The organism is Affinirhizobium helianthi (genome assembly GCF_042680945.1).
Lineage (GTDB): Bacteria > Pseudomonadota > Alphaproteobacteria > Rhizobiales > Rhizobiaceae > Neorhizobium > Neorhizobium helianthi.
In genome coordinates, this window is the sequence record NZ_JBHUEQ010000015.1 from 167,570 (window position 1) to 192,822 (window position 25,253).

The following is a 25,253-nucleotide window of genomic DNA, read 5'->3' on the forward strand; positions in this document are numbered from 1 at the left end:
AGGTTATGGCTTGATCGGATCGAGGGTAAAATATCGCCATCTGCAAACCTTTGTGGAGGTTGCGCGGCAGGGAAGCGTCGTGAAGGCGGCGGATCATCTGAACGTCAGCCAGCCCGCCGTTACCAAGACAATTCGCGAACTTGAGGAGGCACTTGGCGTCGTTCTGTTTGAGCGGGATGGGAGGGGCATCCGCATATCGAAGCCAGGAGAGGTGTTCCTGCGGCATGCCACCGCTTCCCTGACGGCCTTGCGCCAAGGGATCGATTCCGTCGCGCACGATCACCTCGACAATGTGCCGCCGGTGCGTATCGGAGCACTTCCCACCGTCTCCACGCGCATTATGCCGCGTGCCATGTCGCTGTTTCTCAACGAGGAAACGCGCAGTCGCATCAAAATTGTCACGGGTGAAAACGCGGTCCTGCTCGAACAGCTGCGCGTGGGTGAACTCGATCTTGTCGTTGGCAGACTGGCTGCACCGGAGCAGATGACCGGCTTCTCCTTCGAGCATCTCTATTCTGAACAGGTTCTCTTCGTCACGCGCGCTGGACACCCGCTTCTGTCCAGCGGCCCCGTGTTTGACGGGCTGGAGAACTATCCGGTGCTGATGCCGACCCGCGGGTCGATCATCCGTCCCTTTGTCGAGCGCTTCCTCATTGCCAACGGGGTTGGCCCTTTGCCCATGCAGCTGGAAACCGTCTCGGACTCCTTCGGCCGCGCCTTCGTGCGATCCAGCGACGCAGTCTGGATCATCTCAAGCGGGGTGGTGGCGGGCGATATTGCGGATAGCGTCTTCGCGGCACTGCCGATCGATACAAGTGAGACGAAGGGGCCGGTTGGCTTGACGCTGCGGGCCGATGCCGTTCCGTCGCTACCCATGTCCATCCTCATGCAGGCTGTGCGGATGGCGGCGAAGGAAATCAACGGTCCCCCTTGAGGCTCAGCATGGTGAGGCCATCCGGATGACACGCGGTTGCGGATGGTCAGGTGTTGGCGACGAGCGGACCCGCCGCCAACAGTTATTACCGAGATCAACGCCCTTCAGGAGAGGCCACTGGTGGCCAGAGGCATTAACAGGCAATGTTCCATCCTCACATCAGGCCTTCGGCAGTGTCGCCATGTCGATTACGAAGCGATAGCGCACATCACTCTTGATGACGCGTTCATAGGCTTCGTTTACATCCTTGATATCGATGACCTCTATCTCTGCCGTGATATTGTGCTTGCCGCAGAAGTCCAGCATTTCCTGGGTTTCCTTGATCGAGCCGATCATGGAACCGGCAATGCTGCGGCGCCCCGGAATAAGAGAGAAGGCATGCACTGGCACCGGATGTTCCGGTGCACCAACAAGCACCATGGTGCCGTCGACTTTCAGCAGGTTCAGGTAGGCATTCCAGTCGATACCGGCGCTGACCGTGCAGATAATGAGATCGAACGTGCCTGCCAGCTTGGTGAAGGTTTCGGCGTCCGACGTCGCGTAATATTCCTTCGCACCGAATTTGAGGCCGTCATCCTTCTTGGAGAGCGTTTGGCTGAGAACGGTAACATCCGCGCCCATGGCGGCACCGATCTGCACGCCCATATGACCAAGGCCACCCATACCGAGAATGGCGACCTTTTTGCCGGGGCCGGCCTTCCAATGGCTCAGAGGGGAATAGAGGGTGATGCCTGCGCAAAGAAGAGGGGCAGCCTTGTCGAGCGGCAGGTTGTCCGGGATGGAGAGCACATAACCTTCCTTGACAACGATATGGTCTGAGTAACCGCCATAAGTCGGGGTCGTACCGTCTGCTTCCACATCATTGTAGGTCTGAACGAGACCCGGCATATACTGCTCGTTATCGACATCGCGCGTCTGGCAATGAACGCAGGAATCGACAAAGCAACCAACGCCGACATGGTCACCAACCTTGAACTTTGTGACCTTTGGGCCAACGGCCGTTACGATGCCTGCTATCTCATGCCCCGGTACCATCGGGAAACGGGAGTTTCCCCATTCATTGCGGGCCTGATGGATATCCGAATGGCAGATGCCGGAGTATTTGATGTCGATGACAACATCGTCCTCGCGCGGCTCACGGCGCTCGAAGGTGAAAAATTCAAGCGGCTTGGACGCGTCCGTCGCCGCATAGCCTCGTGCAATAGCCATGTTTGAACCTTTTGAGATTGGGTTGAAGAAACAGAACCACCCTGTTTTTCGGGTAGCCAATGTAGATAACGCGCATGGTCGCAGAATGGTTTGTTTGATCAGCCGGATTTCTTGCACAATTCTCCGAAGTGGTGTGGTCGTCTTTGTAGCGTCTTGTCGATGTAGGGCGCTCCGGTGGCCGGTGATGCTGGTAAAAATCTTGACGATTGTGAATTACTGTCTGGCCGACAGCCTCCACCATAGACGGTTATTCCAATGGATGAAGATCAATTTCGAACAGCCATGCTCGCCTGCGCCAATGCCATTCTGCCGATGCATATCGGTCAGGTGATGATTAACAAAGTGTTTGGCAGGGCAATGCAATCCCATGCGGCGGGTCTTGTCGTCATCATGCATTGCGAGGCTGAATTGAACCTTGGACCTGCGGCGACCTTAGCCGCCCTAAAGAGCGAATTCGAGCAGTCGAGAACCTTGTCTGCCTTCATCGGATTGTTGAAATGCACTGGCTTCATCAGGAATGGTGAACATCCGAACGATCAGAGAGTAAGGACGCTGGTACCCAGCGCCATGCTTATTGGCGGATTGAAATCCTGGCTGATGCAGCACGTTAAATGCGGTGCGATGGCAGGAATAGAATTTCCCGTGCCGGACCTTGCCGGGCGCCTGGACGCCGACCCTTATTTTGCAACGCATTACATTGCGGCGACGCGCAATGTGCTCTATCGGACGCGTGCATCGCTTGAACAGAGACATGCCTGGGCCATGTTCGACCGGTTTGATTGCGGTGATCGGGTTTGCCTTATGCTGCTGAAGGCGCATTACGAATGTGAGCAAACCGGAAATGCCGAACCTTGGTTCCCACTTGAAGTCTCCAGGATCGCTTCGCAGATCGGCATTTCGCAATCGCATGTTCGCAACATCGTCAATGCGGCAGAGACTGCGGGTTATCTGAAGTTGAACAAACGCTCTGGCGAAATCTGTCTGACGCCTCACCTTCTGGAGGAGGTGAGGGAGTGGCATCTTATGTTCTGGTCATGGTTGAAGGATGCTGCAGACATCGCCGTTGAGCGTTCGTCGGTCACGTCGAGCCTCTCCGCTTGAGCGCTTCAGAAGCTGGCGTAAAGCTTGAGATTGAAACGATTGTTGCGCGTATTGTCGCTATCGCTGCCACGGGCATATTCCAGCGAAAGCGTGACTGCGCTGGCCGAACCGGTCTGGGAGAGCGCCGTTTGCAGGCCCAAGCCGTAGCTTGCGGCGCGTGTGACGCGTGATTCCAGCGCTGTCGCTTCCTCCAACTTCACCACACCGCCTGCGGCAAAAACATAAGGCGCAATGATCAGGTTCCTTGTCTCGCCGGCAATGGGCAGCGTCGTAACCATTGGACGATGCACTTCTGCACGCAGAAGAGCACCAGAATCGCCATCGAGCCTGCCGGAGGCATAGGATGAAAGCCCCTCGAAGCCGCCAAGTGAAATTTGCTCAGATGCGACAAGGGCTTGCCCGAAGGATGTCTGTGCTCGTCCCTTCAGCGTAACCTGCCAGCCACTGGGAAATGCCTGTCCATAACGCCAGTTAAGGTCCAGTTTCTGAAAATCCGGGTCTGCCCCGTCACGGGATAAGGGAAGCGTGTCTGTCCCCGTGCGCGCTCCCAATGCGTCAAGGCCGAAAGAGCCGGTCAGGCTGGCATTCCATGACCCGCCGCTCGCGTTTTGCCAAAGAAGCGACTGGGTCAGGCGAAGGACACGCAGCCTGTCTTCGGTGAAGGGGAGCTTGTTGTCTGGAAGAAGGATGGTCTGTCGTTCTCTCGTCGCATCGAAAGCCAGGTTGGTCGAAAGATCAAGGTCTCTGCTGCGCCACCAGTCGTAGTTCAACCGGGCCGAAAAACGTTGGAAATGATCGGACATGCCAAAGCCGAGATCGGATTCCGGCAGGGTGCGCGCGTCTGTGCCTTCCAGGTTCAGCGATAGACCTTCGATGTGAAGCGGAATGATGACACCGCCAGCAAGCTGTCTATTCCGAGGGTCTCCGGACAAAAAGCCATTGTCTCCCCCGTTTGGATAACCTGCGACGCGGGCATAGAATTGCTCTCCGAGCCCAATCACATTGTTGAGTTGAAGGCCTGCGGCTGTCATCGCGCCGCCCAGCTCTTTCGAGACGCTGTTATCGACCGAAACAGTGGCTGTGACGCTATCGAACCGTCCATTCAGAACCAGGGTCGCTGAGCCGGGTGCATTGCCGGCACGCAAGGTTGAACGAAGCGCCAGGCCGGGCAGGTCGCCAGCCAGCAGGAGGCGACGTTCGATTTCCTGTCTTTTCAGACGCCGCTGACCCACCAGCGGATCCAAGAGCTTTCTCACATAACCCTGGACCGGGGCGTCGAATGCAGACGCATCGATCTCCTCAATATAGCCATCGGTTACGATAAATGTGATGCGTGTCCCGTCCGTGATTGTCTGAGGCGGTACGCTGACACGTGCGAGAATGTAACCCGCCTTGGCGTAGGCGACTTCCAGGTCTCGTGCGGCAGCGAAAATCTCAGCGCCCGAGATTTCTCCGGTTCCCAGGCGTTTTTCTATCGCGGCATTGACCTCTTCCATTTCGGCAAATGCGCCATTGATATCCACGCCCGAAGGCTTGACGAAAAGCTTCTCCGCACCCTCGGGAGCATTCAGACCTTGTGTTTCAGGTAGCTGAACCCTTCCCCGGCTCGGAGCGTTCTGCTCAGGCGCGAATGTGGGTGGCGTGATCTGGCTTGCCGTTTGAGCATGAGCCCTCTCGCCCGGCGCACTGATGCAAACGAGCGTAGAGAGGAGCGGCAGGAAAAGGCGGTGTCGCAAAATCATCAACATGCTCAATCTTTATCTTCAGAACCCGGCATTGGAGAGCTCTTGCTCCAGAGTTGACTGGGATGGGTTGGAAGGTGGCGTTGCTGGCCGGCCACCTTGGCTATTGCTCGAATTACCTTGGTTGCTGGTCGTGCTGTTCTGGTTGCCGGGCTGATTCTTGCCTGTGCCAAAGGGATCCTGCGTCGGGTCAACCTCCCCGGGCACCTGCAGTGAGATCGTGTCCTGCTGGTTCTTGATGAAGCTTTCCACAATCGAGCTCACGTTTGGTTCCTGCGTCGAAGGCTGCGGTGCTGGCTTGGCAGGCGGCGTTCCAACGACAGCAAGGTTACCAGGCGTGACGGTCAGGCTATAATTTGCGGAAACCTGCAGGCTGCCCTGATTGATGGGATAGATACCTGCTGCCGAGTTTGCATTGGCTGGCGATAGCAGGCTGCCTGAAAGTCGGTCGCCATTGATGAGATCGCCGGACAGGATCTGGTAGGAGAAAGCAGGATTGTTTGATCCTACTGTGCGGCTTGCATCATTCGCCCGCAGCGATAGGGCCCTCGGTAGAATGCGAAGCTGACCATTTACCAGCGTCACTGCGTAGTTCGGCGACAGAGAGAAGCCGCTGAGCCCGATTGAATAATTACCAACTGAAGACCTGGCGTTGGCGGTAACGGAAGGGGTTCCGCTCAGCCTGTCCCCATTGGCAAGCCCCATTCCTCCAATCGTATAGGTCAAGTCGGGATTGGCTTCGCCGTAGATCCGGGTCAAATTGTTTGCCGTGATCGTCAGCGGACGACGTAGAACAGACAACTGCGCGTTTCGATAGCTTAATTGATAATTAGGCGATGCGGCCAGTGTACCTTGTCCGATCGTGTAGGCACCAGCGTTCGATGTTGCGGTGGCACCGGTTGCAAGGCTGCCGGTCAGGCTATCGCCATTGACGAGACCCTCGGTCCGATAGGTCAGCGCGGGATTGCTGTCGCCGTAGTATCGGGAAATTGCATCTGCGTTCACGTTGAGCTGCCGGGGCGTGATGTTCAGTGCTCCGGCCGTGAAGCTGAGCCGGTAGTTCTGAGAGGCGCTGAGCGTTCCCTGATGGATGGCATAGCTGCCGATGCCGGACGCCGGTGTGGCCGCAGTGGCAAGGCCACCGATAAGTTGGTCGCCATGAACAAGCCCGGAGGCCGTATAGCCAAGAAGGGGATTGGCGTTCCCATAGATGCGCGACAGGTTATTCGCCGCCACGATCAACTGGCGTGGTGTAATCGTCAACTGCCCGCCTGCGAATGAAAGCGCATAATTGCTGCTATTGGTGGCGCTCAGCGACCCCTGAGCAATATCGTAGGTGCCGACGCCTGAGGTGATCGTTGCCGCCGTTGCCAATGAACCCGTGATGGTATCCCCGTTCACCAAACCGTTGGCCGAGTAGGTCAGCCTTGGATTGGCGTCTCCGTAGGTTCTGGTGATGTTATCGACAGTTACACTGATCGGGCGAGGCGTAACGGTGAGTTGTCCAGGTCTGAAGGACATCCAATAATTGCTGCTATTGGCAAGGGTCAGTGTTCCCTTCGTAATGTCATAGGTCCCCACACCGGACGCAGTGTTTGCTGTTGTCGCGAGAGATCCCGAAATCGTGTCCCCGTTGACGAGGCCATCGACTCCATAGGTGAGGGAAGGATTTGTGTCCCCATAGACCCGGGCCATGTTGTCAGCCGAGATGCGGAGATTCCTCTGCGCGATAAATCCCCCCAGATCGACAAGTTGCAGCGATGCACCGTGAGCTGTCGTGCCGCTTATGCCGCCAATGCCGATCTGGTTATAGCTTCCGGCAGATGTTGTATTCGTCAATCCGCCCTGACCTGATATTCGATAGTCTCCACGGCCGCCTGTCTGATAGACGGTGGTCGGAGTATCGCCATAGGTGCCATGCTGCGATACGCCGACGACACCCGCAACGCCCAGCAGCATGGGATAGGGATTGCTGTTGGATAGTCCCCAAGCACCTCCATTCAGCAGAAACCGGCTTCGAAACTCATCGGTATTCACCCCGCCGGAGGTTGATCCGGCACTGGTTGTCTGACCGGTGGTCTGTCGATCCCAATAGGAGTTGAAGGTGAACCCCAGCCCCTGATGGGATACGAGGCCGCCGGTGACTGCTCCGTTTACGCTGCCTGCGGCAAAGGAGTTACTGATGTTTCCGAAATGGAAACTACCGACAAGCCCTCCGGCTGAATTGCCGGATGTTGCGCCGGTTGCGTAACTATAACTAACAACACCTTCAAGTTCACCGACCAAGCCGCCAGCTGCTGCGCCGCTAAATCCGAAGACATTCGCGGTTGAATAGGACTGCGTGATAGAACTGCTCGCCCCATCGCCGAGATAGTATCCGATTAGTCCTCCCACCGAAGAAAAATGGCCAGAAACACTGCCGGATGTATAGACGCGAGAAATGTCTCCTAGGGCAATTGCGGCAAGGATGCCTGCACTACTGCTCGCTTTGATGGAAGCATTTGTGATGCCGAGATCGGTGACAATGGAATTTTCGCCCAGCGAATTGAACAACCCTCCCGCTATGCCGTTGTAGCTGGCCGTATCGACGGTCAGCCCGTCAATGCGGAATCCCAGGCCATTCAATTGTCCCTGAAATCCATTCGAGTTGGCGCCGATTGGTTTGAAACCATCGCCGCCGTTCCACTGGGCCGTAGAGCTTGCGTCGATGTCTCGCCCAAGAGCATAGGTGCCATTAAGATTGTTCTGCATGTTTTGCAGATCGAAGACCGTATTCACCAGCATGTAAGGGTTTATGGTCGTTCTGTCGGCGGCAAAGAGCGCGTAGTCCGTGGGGTTGGTGTAGCTCGTGCCGTTGACGGTCGAAGAATCCTTGCCCGTCGGATTATAGAAGATACTCATCCCGCCTGGAGTCGAGACCTTTACTCCGTTTGCGAAAGATACCGTCCCAACCCCCTGACCGCTATTGTCTGCACGCAAAGTGAGGGATGACTGGTTGCCTCCCGTCACATTGGCGTTGATGGCAATGTTTCTGTAGGCCGACAGCATCAGGTTGGTGCTGGATGTCCAGGAGAGTGGATCGGCAACAGTGATATCACCATCCTGGCTTCCGGCGGAGCCCGCGCTGCCGGTGGTGATCATGACATTGGCTGTGCGAAGCGCATTGACCAGCGTATCGGTGCTGATGATGCTGTCATTGCCGGTCGCAGACAGACCGGAAGAGTTGTGCGCTATCGCGTTGGCAATGGTGATATTGTAGGGATCGAGCAACAGATTACCGAACTGTCCGCTGGAGGCAGTCAGATCGACGCTACCCTGATAGGCAAGCTTTGCCTTGCCCGAAACCTCAACCTCTCCGCCTGCGCCGCTGCCAGCACCTTTGGCGCTGATTGCCCCACTGAAGCCGGTCAACAGGTCCGACCAGATGACGATATCGCCACCGCGGCCGTCTGTAGTGGCATCGGCCTTGATTGTGGTGTCGGCATCCACCATGGTTGTGGCTGCAGTCTGGACGGTGCCGCTGCCCTGACGCGCCCCGCCAATCAGGATGGTGCCGCCTCCGGTTGACCCCGATGCGTCAATGGTGGCCTTGTCCAAGCTGATGGTTTTGCCGGTTACGGTGACGTTGCCGCCCTTGCCTTGTTTTGTCGTCGCCTTGACCTTGCCGGAAATGGTGACCGCTCCACCACCGCCTCCGCCGATGACAATCTTGCCGCGGCTCCCGCTCATGGAGTTTGCTTCGACCGATCCCGACAGATTGATGGCATGACGTGCCGCATTCTGGGCCGTTGCCGCTGATATGACAACCTGGCCTCCTGATGCGGAAATCTTGCCACGGTTCTGGATCAGCGGTTCGTCGCCGCTTTTTCCTGTCGGAACCGCCACCTGCAGAAAACCATCGCCGGAAAGATCGAGTGTAGCCTGTTCGCCAGAGCCGAGGCCGATCTTGCCGGTCTCAACTTCGATCAGGCCGTCATTGCTGACAGTGCCACCAATCAGGGCAGCGTAGCCGCCGCGGCCAATGCGGACCGTTCCGGCGTTTGTAACCGCCTTTGAAGCGCCATTGCCTGAGAAACGCGGTTTGCCGGCGAGAAAGTCTTCATCCGTCATATCGAGGGTGGAGGCGACGAAGCCACCTCCAACAGAAACCGTGCCGCTGGGCGTGATGGCAATTCCGTTCGGATTGATCAGGTAGACTTGGCCATTGGCTTTCAGCGAACCTGAAATGCTCGAGCCGGTGGTGCCAGTGACACGGTTGAGAATGGCAGAAGAGCCGCTAGGCTGGACAAATTCGACGCTGCTGTCCCTACCGATTGAAAAGCTGTTCCAGTTGACGATTGCATTTTCAGAGCCCTGGTGAACGGTCATCGCGCTTCCGGTTGAGCCGATCGAGACCTGTCCCGCCGCAACGCTAGCCCCTGACGGCAGATCATTGGCATGTGTCGGGTGCGTTACAATCGTCGAAAGCAGAATCAACGCAGTTGTTGATGTCAGCTGTGCGTGTAGCCCACGTCTACCCCGGCCCATTTTCTTGCTCCCCTGATCCCCATTGCGCCCGCAGACGCGAACATGCCAAGCCCGTTTGTGGCGGAAAAGTGGTGTCTCGGAGGCTTCGCCAAGTAAAGCGCAAAAATTGCATCTATCGTCTAAAGGGGTGATTTTCCGGCGACAGGCCGTTGGAGCGCCGGAGCATTGCCGGTTCCACGGAAGCATCTGAAATGCTCTCTCCGGTTGCTATTTCTGGCCCGGAGGCAAAGCGCGCTACCGCGCTCTTGCCGGGCGTGGCCCAGCCTCCCGAAGAACGAGCTCTGGTAAATCTTACGATGAGGCGCTTGACCTACGGCAACTCATCGTACAAATAGCTCCATATATAATACGTATTTTGTCGCACTGGATTGGGAGGAGTTTCATGCTGACCGTTGAAACACGTCAGGCCGTTCACCCTGAGCACGCCAAGAGCCTGGATACAGAAGGGCTACGCCGTCATTTTCTGGCGCAGGATATGTTCCGCCCCGGCGAAATCCGCCTCATCTACACCCATTACGACCGGTTCGTCATGGGAGGTGCGGTTCCGGCAGGCGCGTCTCTTACGCTGGACAGGGTGGAGGAGACCAAGACACCTTCCTTCCTGGATCGACGCGAGATGGGCATCGTCAACATTGGCGAGGCAGGGACCGTTTCTGCTGGCGGCGAAACATACACATTGAACCGGGGCGACGTTCTCTACCTCGGAGCAGGCAGTGGCCAGGTGACATTTGCAGGTAAGGGGCGCTACTACATCGTTTCCTGCCCTGCCCATCGCACCCTGCCAGCCAGGCTGATTACGCTTGCCGACAGCAAGGAAGTCAAGCTGGGTGCCGTTGAGACCTCCAACAAGCGCACCATCAATCAGTTTATCCATCCTCTCGTCATGGAGAGCTGCCAGCTCGTTCTTGGCTATACAACGCTTGAGGACGGTTCCGTGTGGAACACCATTCCGTCCCACGTGCATGATCGCCGTATGGAGGCCTATCTTTACTTCGGGATGGATGAAAAATCGCGTGTGCTTCACTTGATGGGCGAGCCGCAGGAAACGCGCCACCTGTTCATTTCCAACGAAGAAGGTGCAATTTCGCCGCCCTGGTCTATTCATTCCGGCGCAGGCATCGGCTCCTACACCTTCATCTGGGCCATGGCAGGTGACAATGTCGATTATACAGATATGGATTTCATTCAGCCGAGCGACTTGAAATGACGGATGTATTTTCGCTCAAGGGCCGTAAGGCACTGGTTACGGGCTCCAATACCGGGCTTGGACAGTCGATTGCTGTCGCTCTGGCCGCCGCCGGAGCGGAGGTCGTCTGCGCTGCGCGCCGCTCGCCCGAAGAAACGCTTAAAATCATCGCCAGCCAGGGAAGCAAAGCCTCTTCTCTGGACCTCGATTTTTCCAATCCAATGGCGGCACGCGATGTGTTCTCCGGCCAAGGCTTCGACATTCTCGTAAACAATGCCGGGATCATTCGCAGAGCCGATGCAGTGGATTTTACCGAGAGCGATTGGGATGAGGTGATGGATGTCAACCTCAAGGCGCTTTTCTTCACCACGCAAGCATTTGCAAAGGAACTGATGGCGAGGGGGCAGGACGGCAAAGTGGTGAATATCGCGTCACTATTGTCGTTTCAGGGCGGGATTCGTGTGCCGTCCTATACGGCAGCCAAACATGGTGTGGCTGGTCTGACAAAGCTTCTGGCCAATGAGTGGGCGGCCAAGGGCATCAATGTCAACGCCATTGCTCCCGGTTACATCGAAACCAACAATACCGAGGCACTGCGTGTGGATCCTGCCCGTAACAAAGCTATTCTGGAAAGGATTCCCGCGAACCGCTGGGGCCAGCCGGAGGATATTGCCGGTGCCGCCGTTTTTCTCTCCTCATCGGCGGCAAACTACATCCACGGGGCAGTCTTAAATGTCGATGGTGGCTGGCTGGCGCGCTAGAGAATTAGGCTCAGAGCCGGGCTGCCTAAAATGCTCCACCTTTTTGGTTTCACAGAATCCGCAGGCAAAACCGCTGAAGCAATTTTCGTGGACATGCTCTAGCGTCTGTCCACCACAGATTACTAGCGACATTAAATCGAAGTGCGGGACAGTGCCGGACGTTTCGGTTCATCCTGTATGACAGGGTGATGTCGATTGTCCTATGGCAATTGCCAGAGCCCCGTCATTTCGCCCGTACAAGGGCCTTAGCAGTTCAGTTTCTCCACACCCCGACTATGTGAGGCCGTGGAGCCCCGATTATCTGCAAGATTGCATCTGCACAAGCGCAGAAGTGGGAGCCTATGGCACCGTTGCGATTCTTGACGATTGAGGAAACGTCCAAAAGCATTTCAAATAATTCCCCAACTCCTGATCGTGAACACTGCGAGCGAGGCGGGTTCAACGGACGCGTTGCAAAAGATCGACGGCCAGTGCAGTGGCGCCCATCAGCCCTGCCTTTGCTGAATATCTGCTTGGTTCCATGCGAATTGGGAAAGGCAGCAGTCGCTGCGTATAGGCCCGAAGTTTGTCCTGAAAGACTGCTTGCGAACCAATACCGCCGCCGATGACGATCAGCTGAGGATCGATCAGCGTCAGCACAGATGCGATGCCAATTGAGGCAGTGCGGGCTGTTTCTTCAATGGCATTCAGTGCATCTTGCTCGCCTCTGGCTGCGCGGGCGAAGATGTCGGCAACCGTTTCGCCCCCACGCGCAAAACGTTGACGGATGCCAGCCGTGCCGACGACGGCTTCGAACAATCCATCTGGATTGACCTCCGCGCCGGCATGCGGATCGGAACCAAAGGGAAGATAGGCAATCTCGCCAGCCCGTCCGAAGGCGCCGCGCACAATCTTGCCTTCAATGACGATGCCCATGCCAACACCGGTGCCGAAAGAAGCGAAGACAAGAGATTGCCGATCCTTTGGCGGCCTTGCCTGTGCTTCACCGAATGCAGAGAGGTTCACATCATTCTCGACTGTGACGGGGAATGGCAGGGCCTGCTCAAGAAGAGTCTGGAGCGGCTGATCTTCCGGCAGGCAGAGATTGGGTGAAAGCGAGGCAAGGCCAGTATCTGGCGAGACGGCACTGGGAATGCCTATGACCATGCCCGCGACGTCTTTCAGAGCGATGCCCGCCAGCGATGCCAGCCTTTCGCTCAGCCGCACAATTTGTTGCAAAACCGGAGCGTCTGGGCCGTTTTCTGTCGGCTCCGTGAGTTCTGCCAGAAGATGCCCGCCACAATCCGCCAGACCGCCGATGATCTTGGTGCCGCCGAGATCGATGCCAATCGCATATGTGCCTTCCTTCATACGCGGCGCTGTGTCTGAAACCGTTGTGGAAAACTGGTCGGTCATGCTTCGTCCTGGTTCAAGGTCGTCTGAGAGGTCGCCCCGCGGCTCGAGGGTCTGAGCCATCTTCTGGGTGTCGTATGAGATAAGATGAATGCGATAAGAGGTGTAAAATCTGCGGCAATGCTCTCAGGATGTGAGTCTTTTCAGCGGCGCCCTTACCCTAGCCTAACCGGGTATAGGCTGCGAGAATGAAACGTTCTGCATCGAACAGATAATCCCGCAGGGTTTTCGAGGCTTCTGCTGTCTGCCCCGCCTCCAGCTGCTCGAGGATCATCTGGTTTTTATCGACGTAGCGCGCATGCAGATATTCAGGGTCGTGCAACAGACCGAAGACCAATCGCAATTCCAGGGAAATCTGCGCAAAGAACATGTTCAGGCGGGGGCTATCCGCCAGTTCAACGATGGCTGCATGAAACGCAATGTCGTCGGTTCCGGCACTCAACCATTGTCCGTTCTGCCGATGCACCATAGCCGCTTCGACCGAAGCCCGCATTTTTTCGACCGCCGGATGGCGGGGATCAGCCTCAGCGAGCGCCTGACATTCGATCATCCGGCGCAGATTGTAGATGTCAACAATGGTGGACATGCTGGGCGTGTTGACGAAGACGCCGCGGTTCGCCTCATGCTTCAGCAGGCCTTCCTTTGTCAAAAGACGAAAGACTTCACGCAAGGTATTGCGCGAGACGCCCAGTTCTTCGCATAAAGCAACTTCAGACAGATGGCTGCCGGGCGGAAGAATCCCCGAAATGACTTTGTCTCTGATGCGGCCAGCAAGGCTTTCCGCCAGTGTGAGGACCACTTCGCCAGCCGGTTCAGCATTGCCAACTGTCACAGTCTTTTTCATCCGGTGCTAAACCCCGCTTGTTTCAGCCCCGCCTCAGCTCGATGAAGGCAGTTTTCCATCAAGCGTTTATATCAATGTGACACGCGCGTCATCCGCCCACTCGCCGGGCGGAGCCCCAAGAGTGTTTCCGATCACAGGAAGATCACCGGGAATGCTCTCTTCTGTTTGTTTTGACTTAGGACGAGATGATGAAATCCTCGAGTGTCTGGTCACTGCATATTCGATCCCGGCCGTTCTTTTTGGCCAGGTAAAGCATCTGGTCTGCACCATTCAGCTGGTTGTCCAGCGTTTCCCCCGGTACCAGGGCGACCATTCCGACGGATGCCGTCAGACGAAACACGCCTTCCGGTGAGGCAAACGCATGCGTGCGGACCCGCTTCAATAGAGTTTCTGCTTGCTGTTGGGCCGTTTCGGAATTGCGCTTTGGAAAAAGCAGAACAAATTCCTCTCCGCCAAGGCGGGCGGGAAGGATGCCCCGTTGCTGCTCCTCTTCCCGCAGGAGAGACGCCATTGTTCTCAGCACCCGGTCGCCTGTTTCGTGGCCGTAGGAATCGTTGATGCGCTTGAAGTGATCGATATCGAGAATGGCAACCGTCCCGCTCTCCTGGTCGTCACGCAATTGTTCGACGTAGACGGCAGCGCGTTCAAAGAAGGCTCGCCGATTGTAAAGACTGGTCAGTGGGTCGCGCTCTGCCAGATAACGCAGGCGCTTCAACTGAAGCAGCGTTTCCACATTGTTGTCGATCCTGCATTGAAGCTCTTCCGGCAGGAAGGGCCGGTAGAGAAAATCGGAAGCGCCCGCCTTGAGAAAGGATGCGGAGAGATGGCGATCGGAAGATGACGATATGCCGATGATCCGAATGCGATCGGAGCCATGCCTTGCCCGAATTTCCTTCGTCAGCTCGAAACCGTCCATGTCGGGCATGAAGTAATCGGTCAAAACCAGTTCGATTGACGGATCGTCCTGCATGATCTGGAGTGCGTCCCGCCCGGTCGTCGCGGAATGGACACGAAAATTCTGCCTCTTGAGGAAGCCCACAAGATCGGAACGCATGATGTTCATGTCGTCCACGACGAGGATGGAGACAGAGCGGTTTTCGATGATCCTGCCTGCGGCGGCAACCACACGGTCTACCGAGCTTTGCCCCTCCTTCACGATATAATCGATCAAACGGCGGGCGGCGTAGTTCTTTGCGAGATCCTCGACGATGGATGCCGAGAAGAGAATGGTGGGAACACCTGATTGCGCCAGAAGATCAAGAATTTCGCCATTGGGGGCGTCTGGCAGATTGAGGCCGGTCACTGCCAATGTAAATTCTTGCTGTTGAAGGGCGTTCTGCGTATCGTTGAAGCTTCTATAGATGTGAACAATAGCATTGAGGCGTGCCTCAAGCTTGCCACGCATCAGATTGGCAAGAGATGCAGAATCTTCGACGAGTAGAATGTGCTCCGGCTCACCTCTGCTGCTGCAAGAGTCCATATCTAGACTGAATTTATTCATGTGCAGAGCATCTAATTTACGTCCGGACCGGGAGTGGGGCCGACCTGTAAAGCATTATGGAAAGCTTGCAAACCCCGTTTTCCAACCCTTTCATCATGTGATCTATCGCTCATACGTCGCGCCATCTCTCTGTTTGAGAAGCCCAACCTGCTGCACAACATCGGCGATTTGCGAAAACGGTGCGAAAAGCGGGTTTGTTTTGCGCCAGACCATGCCGATGCGCCGACGTGGGCGCGGCTCGGCGAGACGCGAAACGGACACGTCTGCGGATCGTGTTTCGATCGCCACGGCCATTTCCGGTATGAGGGTGACACCAATTCCGGCTCCGACCATCTGAACCAGCGTTGACAAGGAACTGCCTTCCATCAGATCGCGTGGCGGTGAGGTGGAAATGTTGCAGTAGAAGAGAGCCTGATCGCGAAAGCAATGTCCTTCCTCAAGCAGAAGAAGCCGCATTTCCTGCAACCTGTCAGAACTCGGAACCGGTTTGTGTTCGTCTTCCTTGGGCCGAACCAGCACGAATTCCTCTTCGAAAAGCGGGAATTCCTCAAGGGCGGGTTCCGAGACAGGCAATGCGACAATGGCGAGATCCAGGCGCCCTTCCATCAGGTCTTCTATCAGACGCTGTGTGATGGCCTCACGCGGGCGCGGATCCAGGCCAGGATAGTTGAGGGTAAGGGTCTTGATGACCTCTGGCAAAAGATAGGGCGCCACGGTTGGAATGACCCCAAGCCGCAGCCGTCCCCGCAAGGGGCCGGTTGCATTACGGGCAAGGTCTCCCAGGTCGTCAACGAGATGCAATATGGTGCGCGCGCGCTCCGCAAATTCTTCTCCGAGGCCGGTCAGCCGGATTTGTCGGCTGCCGCGCTCGACCAAAGGTGCGCCGATCAATTCTTCCAGTTCCCGGATCTGCACCGAAAGGGCAGGTTGCGAAATGGCGGATGCCTCTGCAGCACGTCCGAAGTGCCTCAAACGGGAAAGCGCTTCGAAATAGCGCAGGTGCTTCATCGTCAGACCATTCATAATCTCACCATATCGCACCGGTTAGAATATACAATTGGAATTTATGGAACTCGTTTGGTAGCGGTGCCTCGTGAAAGAAGTTCTTGATGACGTTGTCTGCCGCCACGATGCGGCCAACCATTTGAAGTTCGTACAATCTGTGAATTCAAGCTTGATTTAAGCTCGTCGGAGGACGCTATGGACGCACACAAAACAAATTCGGCTGGCAAATGTCCGGTCATGCACGGCGGCAACACGGCAACCGGCAAGTCCGTAATGGACTGGTGGCCCAATGCGCTGAACCTCGACATTCTGCATCAGCACGATACCAAGACCAATCCGCTCGGCAAGGACTTCAACTACCGTGAAGAGCTGAAGAAGCTTGATGTCGAAGCGTTGAAGAACGATCTGCGCGCTCTGATGAACGAGAGCCAGGATTGGTGGCCGGCCGATTGGGGTAGCTATGTCGGCATGTTTGCCCGCGTTGCCTGGCATGCTGCCGGTTCCTACCGTCTCGCAGACGGGCGTGGCGGTGCAGGCACCGGTAACCAGCGTTTTGCGCCTTTGAACAGCTGGCCGGACAACGTCAATACGGATAAGGGCCGCCGTCTGTTGTGGCCGATCAAGAAGAAGTACGGCAACAAGATTTCCTGGGCGGACCTTATGGTGCTGTCGGGCACGATTGCCTACGAAGTCGCAGGCCTGAAGACCTATGGCTTCGCCTTCGGTCGCGAAGATATCTGGCATCCTGAAAAGGACATCTACTGGGGTTCGGAAAAGGAGTGGCTCGCGCCTTCCGACAACCGTTACGAAGATGTTGCCAAGCCGGAAACCATGGAAAACCCGCTGGCAGCAGTGCAGATGGGTCTCATCTATGTGAACCCGGAGGGCGTGAACGGCAATCCTGACCCGCTGAAGACAGCTGCTCAGATCCGCGAAACCTTCGCCCGCATGGCAATGAACGATGAAGAAACCGTTGCCCTGACTGCAGGCGGCCACACCATCGGTAAATCGCATGGTAACGGTGACGCGGCGAACTTGAGCGCCGATCCGGAAGCGGCTGGCGCGGAATTCCAGGGCCTGGGCTGGATGAACACCAAGGGCCGCGGCATTGGCCGCGATACCGTGGTGAGCGGCATTGAAGGTGCATGGACCACCAACCCGACCAAGTGGGACATGGGCTATTTCGACATGCTGTTCGGTCATGACTGGGAACTCACCAAGTCCCCGGCCGGTGCCTGGCAGTGGAAGCCTGTCAGCATCAAGGAAGAAGACATGCCGGTGGATGTCGAGGACCCCTCGATCCGCTGCATGCCGATGATGACGGACGCAGACATGGCCATGAAGGTCGATCCGGCCTACAACGCCATCTGCCAGAAGTTCATGGCGGACCCGAACTACTTCTCGGAAACCTTCGCTCGCGCCTGGTTCAAACTGACCCATCGCGACATGGGACCGAAGGCGCGCTGGATCGGTCCGGACGTGCCGAAGGAAGACCTGATCTGGCAGGATCCGGTTCCCGTTGGCCGCAAGGATTATGATGTCGCCGCCGTCAAGGCGAAGATTGCTGCATCGGGTCTGACGATCTCGGACATGGTTGCCACTGCCTGGGATAGCGCCCGCACCTATCGCGGCTCCGATATGCGTGGTGGTGCCAATGGTGCACGCATCCGTCTCGCTCCGCAGAAGGACTGGGTCGCGAACGAACCCGAGCGTCTGGCAAAGGTTCTCTCGGTTCTTGAGCCGATTGCAGCAGAAGCAGGTGCAAGCGTAGCCGATGTGATCGTTCTGGCTGGTTCCTATGGTGTCGAGCAGGCTGCCAAGGCAGCAGGCTTTGCCATTGAGGTTCCCTTCGCACCCGGTCGTGGCGATGCGACGGCGCAACAGACTGATGCCGATAGCTTCGCTCCGCTGGAGCCACTGGCTGATGGTTTCCGTAACTTCGTGAAGAAGGACTATGTCGTCAGCCCGGAAGAAATCCTCCTGGATCGCGCACAGCTCCTCGGTCTCACTGCGCATGAAATGACCGTCCTGATTGGCGGCATGCGTGTGCTGGGAACCAATTTCGGCGGCACGCAGCACGGCGTGTTTACCGACCGTGCCGGCACCTTGACGAATGACTTCTTCGTCACCTTGACCGACATGGCATACAGCTGGGTTCCAACCGGCAGCAACACTTACGAGATCCGCGATCGCAAGTCCGGTGCCGTCAAGCACACGGCCACCCGCGTGGATCTGGTATTCGGTTCCAACTCGGTTCTTCGCGCCTATGCAGAAGTTTATGCGCAGGACGACGCCAAGGAAAAGTTCGTTAGGGACTTCGTTGCCGTCTGGACCAAGGTGATGAACGCGGATCGTTTCGATCTGATCTAATCGGATCGTTCATCCAGCGTTTTAAGCAGCCTCTCCCGCCGCCCATCGGGAGAGGCTTTTTTATTGACTCGGCTACAGGCGCCAGGGGCGGGAGCGGCGTGGCGCTGCCCAACATAAGGCAACCCGCAAAGGAGCAAGCCATCCGGCGCGCAATTTCGATCGTATGACGCCAAGACCATATCCGGGGAACCAAGTGGCGAGACGGATCGTTGAGGGACCGAAACCGAGGAGTTTTGGATGAGCAACGACCAGAAGAAGCCACAGTCAGATCAGGATAATCCGCACAGTGATAATCCTCACCGGGGTGTCATCACTGCTGGCCCGGACGCGCACGCCAATGAAGGCTCGACAAGCGCAACCAAGGAAAAGGCAGAGCGCGAAGTTCGCCAAAGCGAGAACAACACTTAAAGTACGTCGCGGTGTCGCTTGAACGAGAGATGCCAGGATAGAGCAAAAGGGTCGCCCACTCGCAGGCGGCCCTTTTCAGTTCAGCCATGAGCAAAGCAGACTACAGGTCGATGGAGTGCAGCCATTGCCTGACGATCCCGGCATCTTCGTCCACCAGCCGGTGATCTGCTGGAAGATCCGCAGACGTGACCGTCGCTCCACAGGATGCCAGCTTCTCGTGAAGCTGCACGCTCTTTCCCCGGAGCGGGTCTTGCCTGCCTGCCACCACCAGCACTCTCTTTCCTTCGAGGGTTCTATCCGGACAGTCGTCGAGCACGGGAATTGATCTGTATCGTGACCAGGACATAAACGGCCAGCATAGGGAAGACCGTCGCCTTGCAGTTTCATCGCCGGTGGTGGAAAGCGCAACGATCCCCTGTTCAGTCGATGACGATCGCGCGGAAATCGTTGACATTCGTGCCAGTTGGTCCCGTCACGAACAGATCACCAAGTGCTTCGAATGCCGTGAAGCTGTCGTTTTGCGCGAGCCTCTGTCTTCCATCGAGGCCGAGGCGTCTCAGGCGTGTTGCTGTCGTACCATCGCAAAATGCGCCAGCATGATCGCCAAATCCGTCGATACCGTCCGTATCGGCGGCAAGTGCGCAGAAACTTTGACCTTCCAATGCCAGCGCCAGAGCCAGGGCAAATTCGCTGTTGCGGCCACCCTTTCCGCTCTTCGTTCGCAGCGTTACTGTTGTCTCGCCGCCCGACAACAAGACGGCGGGGCGCCGAAACGGGCGGTTCTTGCCGATCGTTTCACGGACGAGAGCGGCGTGAGCAAGCGCGATATCACGGCTTTCCCCCTCCATTGAATCGGAAAGAAGATAGGGCGTGTATCCTTTTGCTTCAGCGATAGAAGCCGCAGCTTCCAGAGATATGCCTGCCGAGGCGATGATATGATGTGCGTTGCGTTGAAAGGCAGGATCCTCCGGTCCTGGAGCCTCCGCTGCAGGGGAGCGAAGATGCGCCATGACGTTGTCTGGCAGGTGAAGACCGAAATGATCGACAAGAGCGAGCGCCTCCTCCCGGGTAGAGGGGTCTGGAACCGTTGGCCCGGACGCGACATGGGCGGCATTGTCGCCTGGAATATCTGACACGATGAGGCTTACGACCTTTGCCCGGGTTGCCGCCGCCAGCCTGCCTCCCTTGATGCGCGATACGTGTTTGCGAACCGTGTTCATCACCGAAATTGGTGCCCCGGAAGCGAGCAGGACCTCGTTGAGCGCAATTTCATCGGCGAGAGAGAGGCCCACCGGTGGCGCTGGTAGCAAGGCTGAGCCGCCGCCGCAGATCAGGGCAATGACCAGATCGTCAGGCCCCAGCGAGGAAATGGCTGCAAAAAGTCGCTCTGTCGCGTGCAGCCCTGCTGTGTCGGGTACGGGATGGGCAGCTTCCAGCACTTCAATGTTGCGAGTCTTGCAGCCATAGCCGTAACGGGTGACAACCACGCCTTCCAGCGGTGAGGGCCACAAGCTCTCCAGAGCTGCTGCCATTTGCGCTGCACCTTTGCCAGCGCCAATGACCACTGTTCTTCCGCTTGCCGGGGGTGAGGGGAGAAACCTCGCCATCCCTTTGGCGGGTTCTGCCGCCTGAACCGCAGCATTGAAAAGGCTTATCAGTAAATCTCGATGTTTCATAAGCTCTTATCCCGTCTGCTTGTGTTCCTATCCCGGTCAACCCGAGAGAAAAAGTATTGAATGAAGAAGGCAAGTTTAATCTTCAATCCAGGCGCGAAAGCGTCTGGACAAGCCATCTTTGCATCCCTATCAGTGCGTTGCTACGGTTCTGCATTCGCAGATGAAAAGGGAACACGGTGCAGGTTCGCAAGAACCCATTCCGGGACTGCCCTCGCAACTGTAAGCGGCAAGCGCCTCATTGTGACCACTGATCTTGGATCGGGAAGGGATGGGGTTGCGCTCGAGCCGCAAGTCAGGAGACCTGCCGTGGCCAGACCAACCAACACCGGACGAGGGGCTCCGGCAGGGAGAGAATTCGATGTCGCATGCGATGATTTCGCACGCCATGTTTGTGCATGCCGAAGAAACGGCACTGTACGCTCCTGCCCATGAACCCAAGCATTCAAAGGACAGGACATGAAAATCGCGCTGATTGCCGCTTTTGTTGCGGCTTTGCCCAGCTGGGCTTTTGCTGGTTCCACCCAGTATCCTCTGACGGTCGAAAATTGCGGACGAAAGGTCACTTTCGAGAAAGCGCCTGCCAAGATCGTATCGATCGGTCAGGGCATGACGGAAGTACTTTACTCGCTGGGGCTTGCGGATAAGGTTGCAGGCACTGCAGTCTGGGTTGGGCCTGTGCTTCCTCAGTTTTCTCAGGTCAATGCAGGCATCAAGCGTCTTGCCGATAACGATCCCAGCTTCGAATCCGTTGTCGGGCTGGAGCCGGATCTGGTTGCTGCGGAGTTCGAGTGGCATATCGGTCCGATGGGTTCTGTCGGCAAACGAGAGCAATTCCAAGACATCGGCATCAATACCTATATTTCGCCAGCGGATTGCGTAGCGAAAACGAATGTCGATGGCGGGGATGGCGTGCGGAAAGAGCTATTCACGATGGATCTCATCTATCGTGAAATCGATGAGCTTTCGAAGATATTCGACGTCGAAGACCGGGGACAGGCGCTGATTGCGGAACTGAAGGCGCGTGAAGCGGCCGCGACAGCCAGCATTGCCGGGGCAAAGGCCAAAAACCTGCCTATCGTCTTCTGGTTCTCCAGCAAGGAAACGAAGGGCGATGCGTTCATTGCGGGCAAAAACAGCGCCCCCGCCTATATCCTGAAGAGCATCGGCGCAAGCAATGTTGTCGCGACCGAGGAAGAATGGCCGCTCGTGGGATGGGAAACCATTGCACAGGCAGATCCGGCCGTCATTGTCATCGCAACCATGGACCGCAGGCGTTTTCCAGCAGACGACCCGGCTGTGAAGCTGCAGTTCCTCCAGTCCGATCCTGTCACCAGTCAGATGACGGCCGTCAAGGCAAAGCGTTTCGTGATGATGGATGCACAATCCATGAACCCGACAATCCGCACTATCGATGGAATCGAGGTGTTGGCAAAGGCGATCAATCAGTTCGGTTTGGAGAACTGAGGTGGCCGGCGAGTTTCGCACCTTTTTCTGCACCCCGTCCATCGGGCGGGGTGAGCCATGAGGCGCGGTAAAACCGGATTGGCAGTGGTCTGTGCCGTCATGGTGATGATCGCGCTTGCCATTGCCATTCTATCCGCCGTCGCGGTGGGAGAGATGACCATGCCGCTGGCAAACGTAGCGGCTGCAATCACCAATCGCCTCGGCTTGACGCAGATCCCGGTTCCGCGCATTCAGGAGGCGGTAATCTGGGATTATCGATTGTCCCGCGCTTTGTTGGCAACATTCTGCGGCGCCGGGCTGGCGCTATCCGGTGCCATTCTCCAATCGCTTCTGCGCAATGCTCTGGCAGAACCCTATGTGCTGGGCATTTCTGCCGGGGCCTCAACCGGGGCGGTCGCCGTAATGCTGCTTGGCGTAGGAGCCGGGACGATTTCTCTATCCTTCGGCGCCTTTTGTGGTGCCCTCATCGCATTTCTCTTTGTAATCATGTTGACCCGAGGCAGGCAGTCGGCGGACCGCACGATTCTGGCGGGGGTGGCGGCCTCCCAGTTATTCAGTGCCCTGACATCCTATATCGTCTCCACCTCTGCCAATGCTGAGCAGGCACGCAGCGTCATGTTCTGGTTGCTTGGCAGTTTTTCCGGCGTGCGCTGGCCAGATGTGGCCGCAGCCGCAGCCGTTGTCAGCGGTGGGCTGCTGGTTTGCCTCTGGCACTCACGGGCGCTGGATGCCTTCACATTCGGGGAGGATGCGGCCCGCTCTCTCGGTATTCCGGTTCGCCGTGTGCGGGTATTGCTGTTGCTGGCAACGGCACTCATGACCGCCACGCTTGTCAGCATCGTTGGTGCAATTGGCTTCGTCGGCCTTGTCATTCCTCATGCGGTCCGTTTTGTGACCGGGCCACAGCACTTGCGGCTTTTGCCTGCCTGTGCCCTCGCGGGTGCCCTGTTCATGGTGGTCGCAGATATCGTCTCCCGCATCATCATTGCACCGCAGATCCTGCCCATCGGGGTGGTCACTGCATTGGTCGGCGTGCCCTTCTTTTCCCTGATCCTGTTCAGGGCCAGGAGGGAAGCATGATGCTGGGTGCTGAGCGCGTGAAATGGACGTCCGGCGGGCGGCTGATCGTAGATGAGGTGACGCTTCATGTTGAGACCGGGCAGACGCTCGGCCTGATTGGCCCCAACGGTTCTGGCAAGTCGTCGCTCATCCGGCTGCTGGCCGGTCTGCGAGCCCCGAGTGGTGGCGCGGTCATGCTTGACGGTAAGGCCATCACCCGCTTTGGGCGGCGGGAGCTGGCGCGTCGTGTCTCCGTCGTTGAGCAGCATCCGTCGACGGAAGCCAGCGTGACGGTGCTCGATGTGGTGCGATTGGGCAGGACGCCTTACCGCTCCGCGTTCTCGGCATGGAGCGAGGACGATGAGCAGATCGTGGAAGAGGCGCTTGCGCATGTCGGGCTTGAGCAGCACCGTGACCGGCACTGGCACACGCTTTCAGGCGGAGAGCGCCAACGTGTGCAATTGGCCCGGGCACTCGCGCAATCGCCTTCGATCCTCATTCTTGATGAGCCAACGAACCATCTCGATATCCAGCATCAGATCGAAATTCTGCGGCTCGTTGCAAGACTTTCGGTCACGACCGTGGTTGCAATCCATGACCTCAATCTGGCTGCACGCTTTTGCGATGCCATTGCCGTGCTGGAAGAGGGAAAGCTGGTCGCTTGCGGATCGCCCCTGGAGATCCTGACCCAAGAGCTGATTGCAAGGGTCTTCAAGGTCGAGGCGCATGTGGCGAAATCGGAATATCACGGGCGCCTGCATATCCAGTTCCTGATGTAGCAATCTGCAAATGTCGAAACAGAACCCTCCCAGACGCTGTTTCCAGATGTGCCGCGCAAACTGTGCAGCGGTTTGCGCGACACGGGGAAGACCAAAGACCTGAAGCATGAAGCGGAAAGTGGTCAGATCGCCTCACGCATTGGCATCAAGCCGCTTCGGACGCGCTCACGCCATCCCGGGCGTTCAGATAGCCAATGAGGTCTTCGATCGCGATCAGCGGAAGTCCATGCTGTTTCGCAAAAATCATGAGATCAGGCAGCCGCGCCATCGTGCCATCCTCTTTCGCCACCTCGCAGATCACGCCTGCTGCATAGCGGCCGGCAAGTCGCGCCAGTTCGACGGCGGCTTCTGTGTGACCGGGGCGAGCACGAACACCACCGGGATTTGCCCGCAGCGGGAACATGTGGCCAGGCCGGGCAAATTCTTCGGGCTTGGCGGCAGGATCGACAAGCGCTCGAATGGTTGCAGCTCGATCCGCTGCCGAAATTCCGGTCGTCGTTCCCGGCAGGTAATCGACGGATACGGTGAAGGCCGTTTTGTGCAGCTCAGTATTGTTCGGCACCATCAGCGGCAGTTCAAGCGCGTCGATACGCTCTTCTTCCATCGCGATGCAGATCAGGCCGCGCGCCTGGCTCATCATGAAAGCGATATGTTCAGGTGTTGTGGCATCGGCGGCGACAATGATATCGCCTTCATTTTCGCGGCTATGATCGTCAACAACCACGATCATCTTGCCGGCCTTTATCGAAGCGATTGCTTCATCAATGGTAGAAAAACTCATTTTCATTGCCTTTCAAGGGTTAAGCCGATTTCTCGGCTGTGTTCTTGTGTGCTTGCGGCACACTGAAAACTGCCCTTGGGCGAACAGGCACGAACACGCTCCATAGGCATGGAGGCGCTATCTGCTTGCTCTCTTTCATCCGGACTATAACCGTCGGCCCCGGAATTACACCGGATCTGCTGACCTTGATGGCGAGCCATCAAGCGCTCGCGGGCTTCAGGATCGCTCCTGTTACCGCCGGTGGGGAATTTCGCCCCGCCCTGAGAACCCTATCAAGATAAGGAGGCAGGCTGATAAAATGCAAGTCCTTTTACGATCCTCGATAGAAACAGTGCGTTCTGCGCGCTGCTCATTCACCGGCCTGTCTGAAATCTCGGTTCTGGCTTGATGGGCGGCTGATAGATAATGTGTGTTCATACATGCCGGGAAAGCTTGTCATATCACTTGTGTGCTGCAATGGCGGTAGTTAGGCTCATCTCACGAGGTGGCACGCATCTTTAAAGCCGGGCCGCTG

19 protein-coding genes and 2 riboswitches are annotated in these 25,253 nt (G+C 57.0%); of the genes, 9 read left to right on the plus strand and 10 right to left on the minus strand.

Features of this window, described 5'->3' with window-relative positions:
* The first annotated feature begins 10 nt into the window (after positions 1-10).
* Positions 11-934, plus strand: a complete 924-nt coding sequence (pcaQ, locus tag ACFSE1_RS08445) for a pca operon transcription factor PcaQ (protein ID WP_377399230.1) — start codon at positions 11-13, stop codon at positions 932-934.
* A gap of 159 nt (positions 935-1,093) precedes the next feature.
* On the opposite strand, the gene ACFSE1_RS08450 is transcribed toward pcaQ, so the two are convergent.
* Complete coding sequence (locus ACFSE1_RS08450) at positions 1,094-2,143, minus strand: NAD(P)-dependent alcohol dehydrogenase (protein WP_377399233.1); 1,050 nt, start codon at positions 2,141-2,143, stop codon at positions 1,094-1,096.
* A gap of 255 nt (positions 2,144-2,398) precedes the next feature.
* Here ACFSE1_RS08450 and ACFSE1_RS08455 point away from each other — a divergent pair, with 255 nt between their 5' ends.
* Positions 2,399-3,244, plus strand: a complete 846-nt coding sequence (locus ACFSE1_RS08455; protein ID WP_377399236.1) for a hypothetical protein — start codon at positions 2,399-2,401, stop codon at positions 3,242-3,244.
* A gap of 5 nt (positions 3,245-3,249) precedes the next feature.
* Here the strand turns inward: ACFSE1_RS08455 and ACFSE1_RS08460 are convergent, their stop codons facing one another.
* Together ACFSE1_RS08460 and ACFSE1_RS08465 are read right to left on the minus strand one after the other, a co-directional pair.
* Positions 3,250-4,992 carry a ShlB/FhaC/HecB family hemolysin secretion/activation protein gene (locus tag ACFSE1_RS08460; protein ID WP_377399239.1) on the minus strand — a complete coding sequence of 581 codons (1,743 nt, stop codon included), beginning with the start codon at positions 4,990-4,992 and terminating at the stop codon, positions 3,250-3,252.
* Positions 4,993-5,007: 15 nt separating this feature from the next.
* The gene (locus ACFSE1_RS08465; protein ID WP_377399242.1) at positions 5,008-9,699 is read right to left on the minus strand and encodes a beta strand repeat-containing protein; all 4,692 of its coding nucleotides are present in this window, start codon (positions 9,697-9,699) and stop codon (positions 5,008-5,010) included.
* Positions 9,700-9,895: 196 nt separating this feature from the next.
* Between ACFSE1_RS08465 and kduI the strand changes: the two genes are divergently transcribed.
* Entirely contained in the window at positions 9,896-10,720 is an 825-nt protein-coding gene (gene kduI / locus ACFSE1_RS08470; RefSeq protein ID WP_377399245.1) for a 5-dehydro-4-deoxy-D-glucuronate isomerase, read from the plus strand.
* Positions 10,717-11,460, plus strand: coding sequence for a 2-dehydro-3-deoxy-D-gluconate 5-dehydrogenase KduD (gene kduD, locus ACFSE1_RS08475; RefSeq protein ID WP_377399248.1), 744 nt, complete (start codon positions 10,717-10,719; stop codon positions 11,458-11,460). The genes kduI and kduD overlap by 4 nt, the downstream gene beginning before the upstream one ends.
* A gap of 438 nt (positions 11,461-11,898) precedes the next feature.
* Here kduD and ACFSE1_RS08480 read toward each other — a convergent pair whose 3' ends face one another.
* The 4 genes from ACFSE1_RS08480 to ACFSE1_RS08495 all read right to left on the minus strand — a co-directional run bounded on the left by ACFSE1_RS08480 (position 11,899) and on the right by ACFSE1_RS08495 (position 16,220).
* Positions 11,899-12,855, minus strand: coding sequence for an ROK family protein (locus ACFSE1_RS08480; RefSeq protein ID WP_377399251.1), 957 nt, complete (start codon positions 12,853-12,855; stop codon positions 11,899-11,901).
* 157 nt (positions 12,856-13,012) lie between these two features.
* Positions 13,013-13,696: a GntR family transcriptional regulator gene (locus ACFSE1_RS08485; protein WP_377399254.1), complete on the minus strand. Its 684-nt coding sequence runs from the start codon at positions 13,694-13,696 to the stop codon at positions 13,013-13,015.
* A gap of 175 nt (positions 13,697-13,871) precedes the next feature.
* Entirely contained in the window at positions 13,872-15,197 is a 1,326-nt protein-coding gene (locus tag ACFSE1_RS08490) for a GGDEF domain-containing response regulator (protein WP_377399257.1), read from the minus strand.
* Between the two features lie 102 nt (positions 15,198-15,299).
* A complete protein-coding gene (locus ACFSE1_RS08495) occupies positions 15,300-16,220 on the minus strand; it encodes a hydrogen peroxide-inducible genes activator (RefSeq protein WP_377399260.1) in 921 nt (306 codons plus the stop codon).
* Between the two features lie 177 nt (positions 16,221-16,397).
* Between ACFSE1_RS08495 and katG the strand changes: the two genes are divergently transcribed.
* Complete coding sequence (katG, locus tag ACFSE1_RS08500) at positions 16,398-18,572, plus strand: catalase/peroxidase HPI (protein ID WP_377399263.1); 2,175 nt, start codon at positions 16,398-16,400, stop codon at positions 18,570-18,572.
* Positions 18,573-18,809: 237 nt separating this feature from the next.
* Positions 18,810-18,980, plus strand: a complete 171-nt coding sequence (locus ACFSE1_RS08505; protein ID WP_377399266.1) for a hypothetical protein — start codon at positions 18,810-18,812, stop codon at positions 18,978-18,980.
* 100 nt (positions 18,981-19,080) lie between these two features.
* Here the strand turns inward: ACFSE1_RS08505 and ACFSE1_RS08510 are convergent, their stop codons facing one another.
* Both ACFSE1_RS08510 and ACFSE1_RS08515 read right to left on the minus strand, forming a co-directional pair.
* On the minus strand, positions 19,081-19,209 hold the full coding sequence (locus ACFSE1_RS08510) for a hypothetical protein (RefSeq protein WP_377399269.1): 129 nt from the start codon (positions 19,207-19,209) through the stop codon (positions 19,081-19,083).
* 190 nt (positions 19,210-19,399) lie between these two features.
* Entirely contained in the window at positions 19,400-20,656 is a 1,257-nt protein-coding gene (locus tag ACFSE1_RS08515) for a glycerate kinase type-2 family protein (protein ID WP_377399272.1), read from the minus strand.
* Positions 20,657-20,782: 126 nt separating this feature from the next.
* A riboswitch (cobalamin riboswitch) is annotated at positions 20,783-20,979 on the plus strand.
* Positions 20,980-21,112: 133 nt separating this feature from the next.
* Here ACFSE1_RS08515 and ACFSE1_RS08520 point away from each other — a divergent pair.
* The 3 genes from ACFSE1_RS08520 to ACFSE1_RS08530 are packed head-to-tail and all read left to right on the plus strand — an operon-like array spanning position 21,113 to position 23,958.
* Positions 21,113-22,120, plus strand: a complete 1,008-nt coding sequence (locus tag ACFSE1_RS08520) for an ABC transporter substrate-binding protein (RefSeq protein ID WP_377399275.1) — start codon at positions 21,113-21,115, stop codon at positions 22,118-22,120.
* 57 nt (positions 22,121-22,177) lie between these two features.
* The gene (locus ACFSE1_RS08525) at positions 22,178-23,200 is read left to right on the plus strand and encodes a FecCD family ABC transporter permease (RefSeq protein ID WP_377399278.1); all 1,023 of its coding nucleotides are present in this window, start codon (positions 22,178-22,180) and stop codon (positions 23,198-23,200) included.
* The gene (locus ACFSE1_RS08530) at positions 23,197-23,958 is read left to right on the plus strand and encodes an ABC transporter ATP-binding protein (RefSeq protein ID WP_377399281.1); all 762 of its coding nucleotides are present in this window, start codon (positions 23,197-23,199) and stop codon (positions 23,956-23,958) included. The genes ACFSE1_RS08525 and ACFSE1_RS08530 overlap by 4 nt, the downstream gene beginning before the upstream one ends.
* 145 nt (positions 23,959-24,103) lie before the next feature.
* On the opposite strand, the gene ribB is transcribed toward ACFSE1_RS08530, so the two are convergent.
* On the minus strand, positions 24,104-24,739 hold the full coding sequence (gene ribB / locus ACFSE1_RS08535) for a 3,4-dihydroxy-2-butanone-4-phosphate synthase (RefSeq protein ID WP_377399284.1): 636 nt from the start codon (positions 24,737-24,739) through the stop codon (positions 24,104-24,106).
* Between the two features lie 123 nt (positions 24,740-24,862).
* Positions 24,863-25,011, minus strand: a riboswitch (FMN riboswitch).
* Between the last annotated feature and the right edge of the window lie 242 nt (positions 25,012-25,253).

What these genes read in the sequence shown, in the direction of transcription:
- ACFSE1_RS08450 (WP_377399233.1), bottom strand. Translation starts at nt 2,143, where the DNA reads ATGGCTATTGCACGAGGCTATGCGGCGACGGACGCGTCCAAGCCGCTT.
- ACFSE1_RS08455 (WP_377399236.1), top strand. Translation starts at nt 2,399, where the DNA reads ATGGATGAAGATCAATTTCGAACAGCCATGCTCGCCTGCGCCAATGCC.
- ACFSE1_RS08460 (WP_377399239.1), bottom strand. Translation starts at nt 4,992, where the DNA reads ATGTTGATGATTTTGCGACACCGCCTTTTCCTGCCGCTCCTCTCTACG.
- ACFSE1_RS08465 (WP_377399242.1), bottom strand. Translation starts at nt 9,699, where the DNA reads ATGCTTCCGTGGAACCGGCAATGCTCCGGCGCTCCAACGGCCTGTCGC.
- kduI (WP_377399245.1), top strand. Translation starts at nt 9,896, where the DNA reads ATGCTGACCGTTGAAACACGTCAGGCCGTTCACCCTGAGCACGCCAAG.
- kduD (WP_377399248.1), top strand. Translation starts at nt 10,717, where the DNA reads ATGACGGATGTATTTTCGCTCAAGGGCCGTAAGGCACTGGTTACGGGC.
- ACFSE1_RS08480 (WP_377399251.1), bottom strand. Translation starts at nt 12,855, where the DNA reads ATGACCGACCAGTTTTCCACAACGGTTTCAGACACAGCGCCGCGTATG.
- ACFSE1_RS08485 (WP_377399254.1), bottom strand. Translation starts at nt 13,696, where the DNA reads ATGAAAAAGACTGTGACAGTTGGCAATGCTGAACCGGCTGGCGAAGTG.
- ACFSE1_RS08490 (WP_377399257.1), bottom strand. Translation starts at nt 15,197, where the DNA reads ATGAATAAATTCAGTCTAGATATGGACTCTTGCAGCAGCAGAGGTGAG.
- ACFSE1_RS08495 (WP_377399260.1), bottom strand. Translation starts at nt 16,220, where the DNA reads ATGAATGGTCTGACGATGAAGCACCTGCGCTATTTCGAAGCGCTTTCC.
- katG (WP_377399263.1), top strand. Translation starts at nt 16,398, where the DNA reads ATGGACGCACACAAAACAAATTCGGCTGGCAAATGTCCGGTCATGCAC.
- ACFSE1_RS08505 (WP_377399266.1), top strand. Translation starts at nt 18,810, where the DNA reads ATGAGCAACGACCAGAAGAAGCCACAGTCAGATCAGGATAATCCGCAC.
- ACFSE1_RS08515 (WP_377399272.1), bottom strand. Translation starts at nt 20,656, where the DNA reads ATGAAACATCGAGATTTACTGATAAGCCTTTTCAATGCTGCGGTTCAG.
- ACFSE1_RS08520 (WP_377399275.1), top strand. Translation starts at nt 21,113, where the DNA reads ATGAAAATCGCGCTGATTGCCGCTTTTGTTGCGGCTTTGCCCAGCTGG.
- ACFSE1_RS08525 (WP_377399278.1), top strand. Translation starts at nt 22,178, where the DNA reads ATGAGGCGCGGTAAAACCGGATTGGCAGTGGTCTGTGCCGTCATGGTG.
- ACFSE1_RS08530 (WP_377399281.1), top strand. Translation starts at nt 23,197, where the DNA reads ATGATGCTGGGTGCTGAGCGCGTGAAATGGACGTCCGGCGGGCGGCTG.
- ribB (WP_377399284.1), bottom strand. Translation starts at nt 24,739, where the DNA reads ATGAGTTTTTCTACCATTGATGAAGCAATCGCTTCGATAAAGGCCGGC.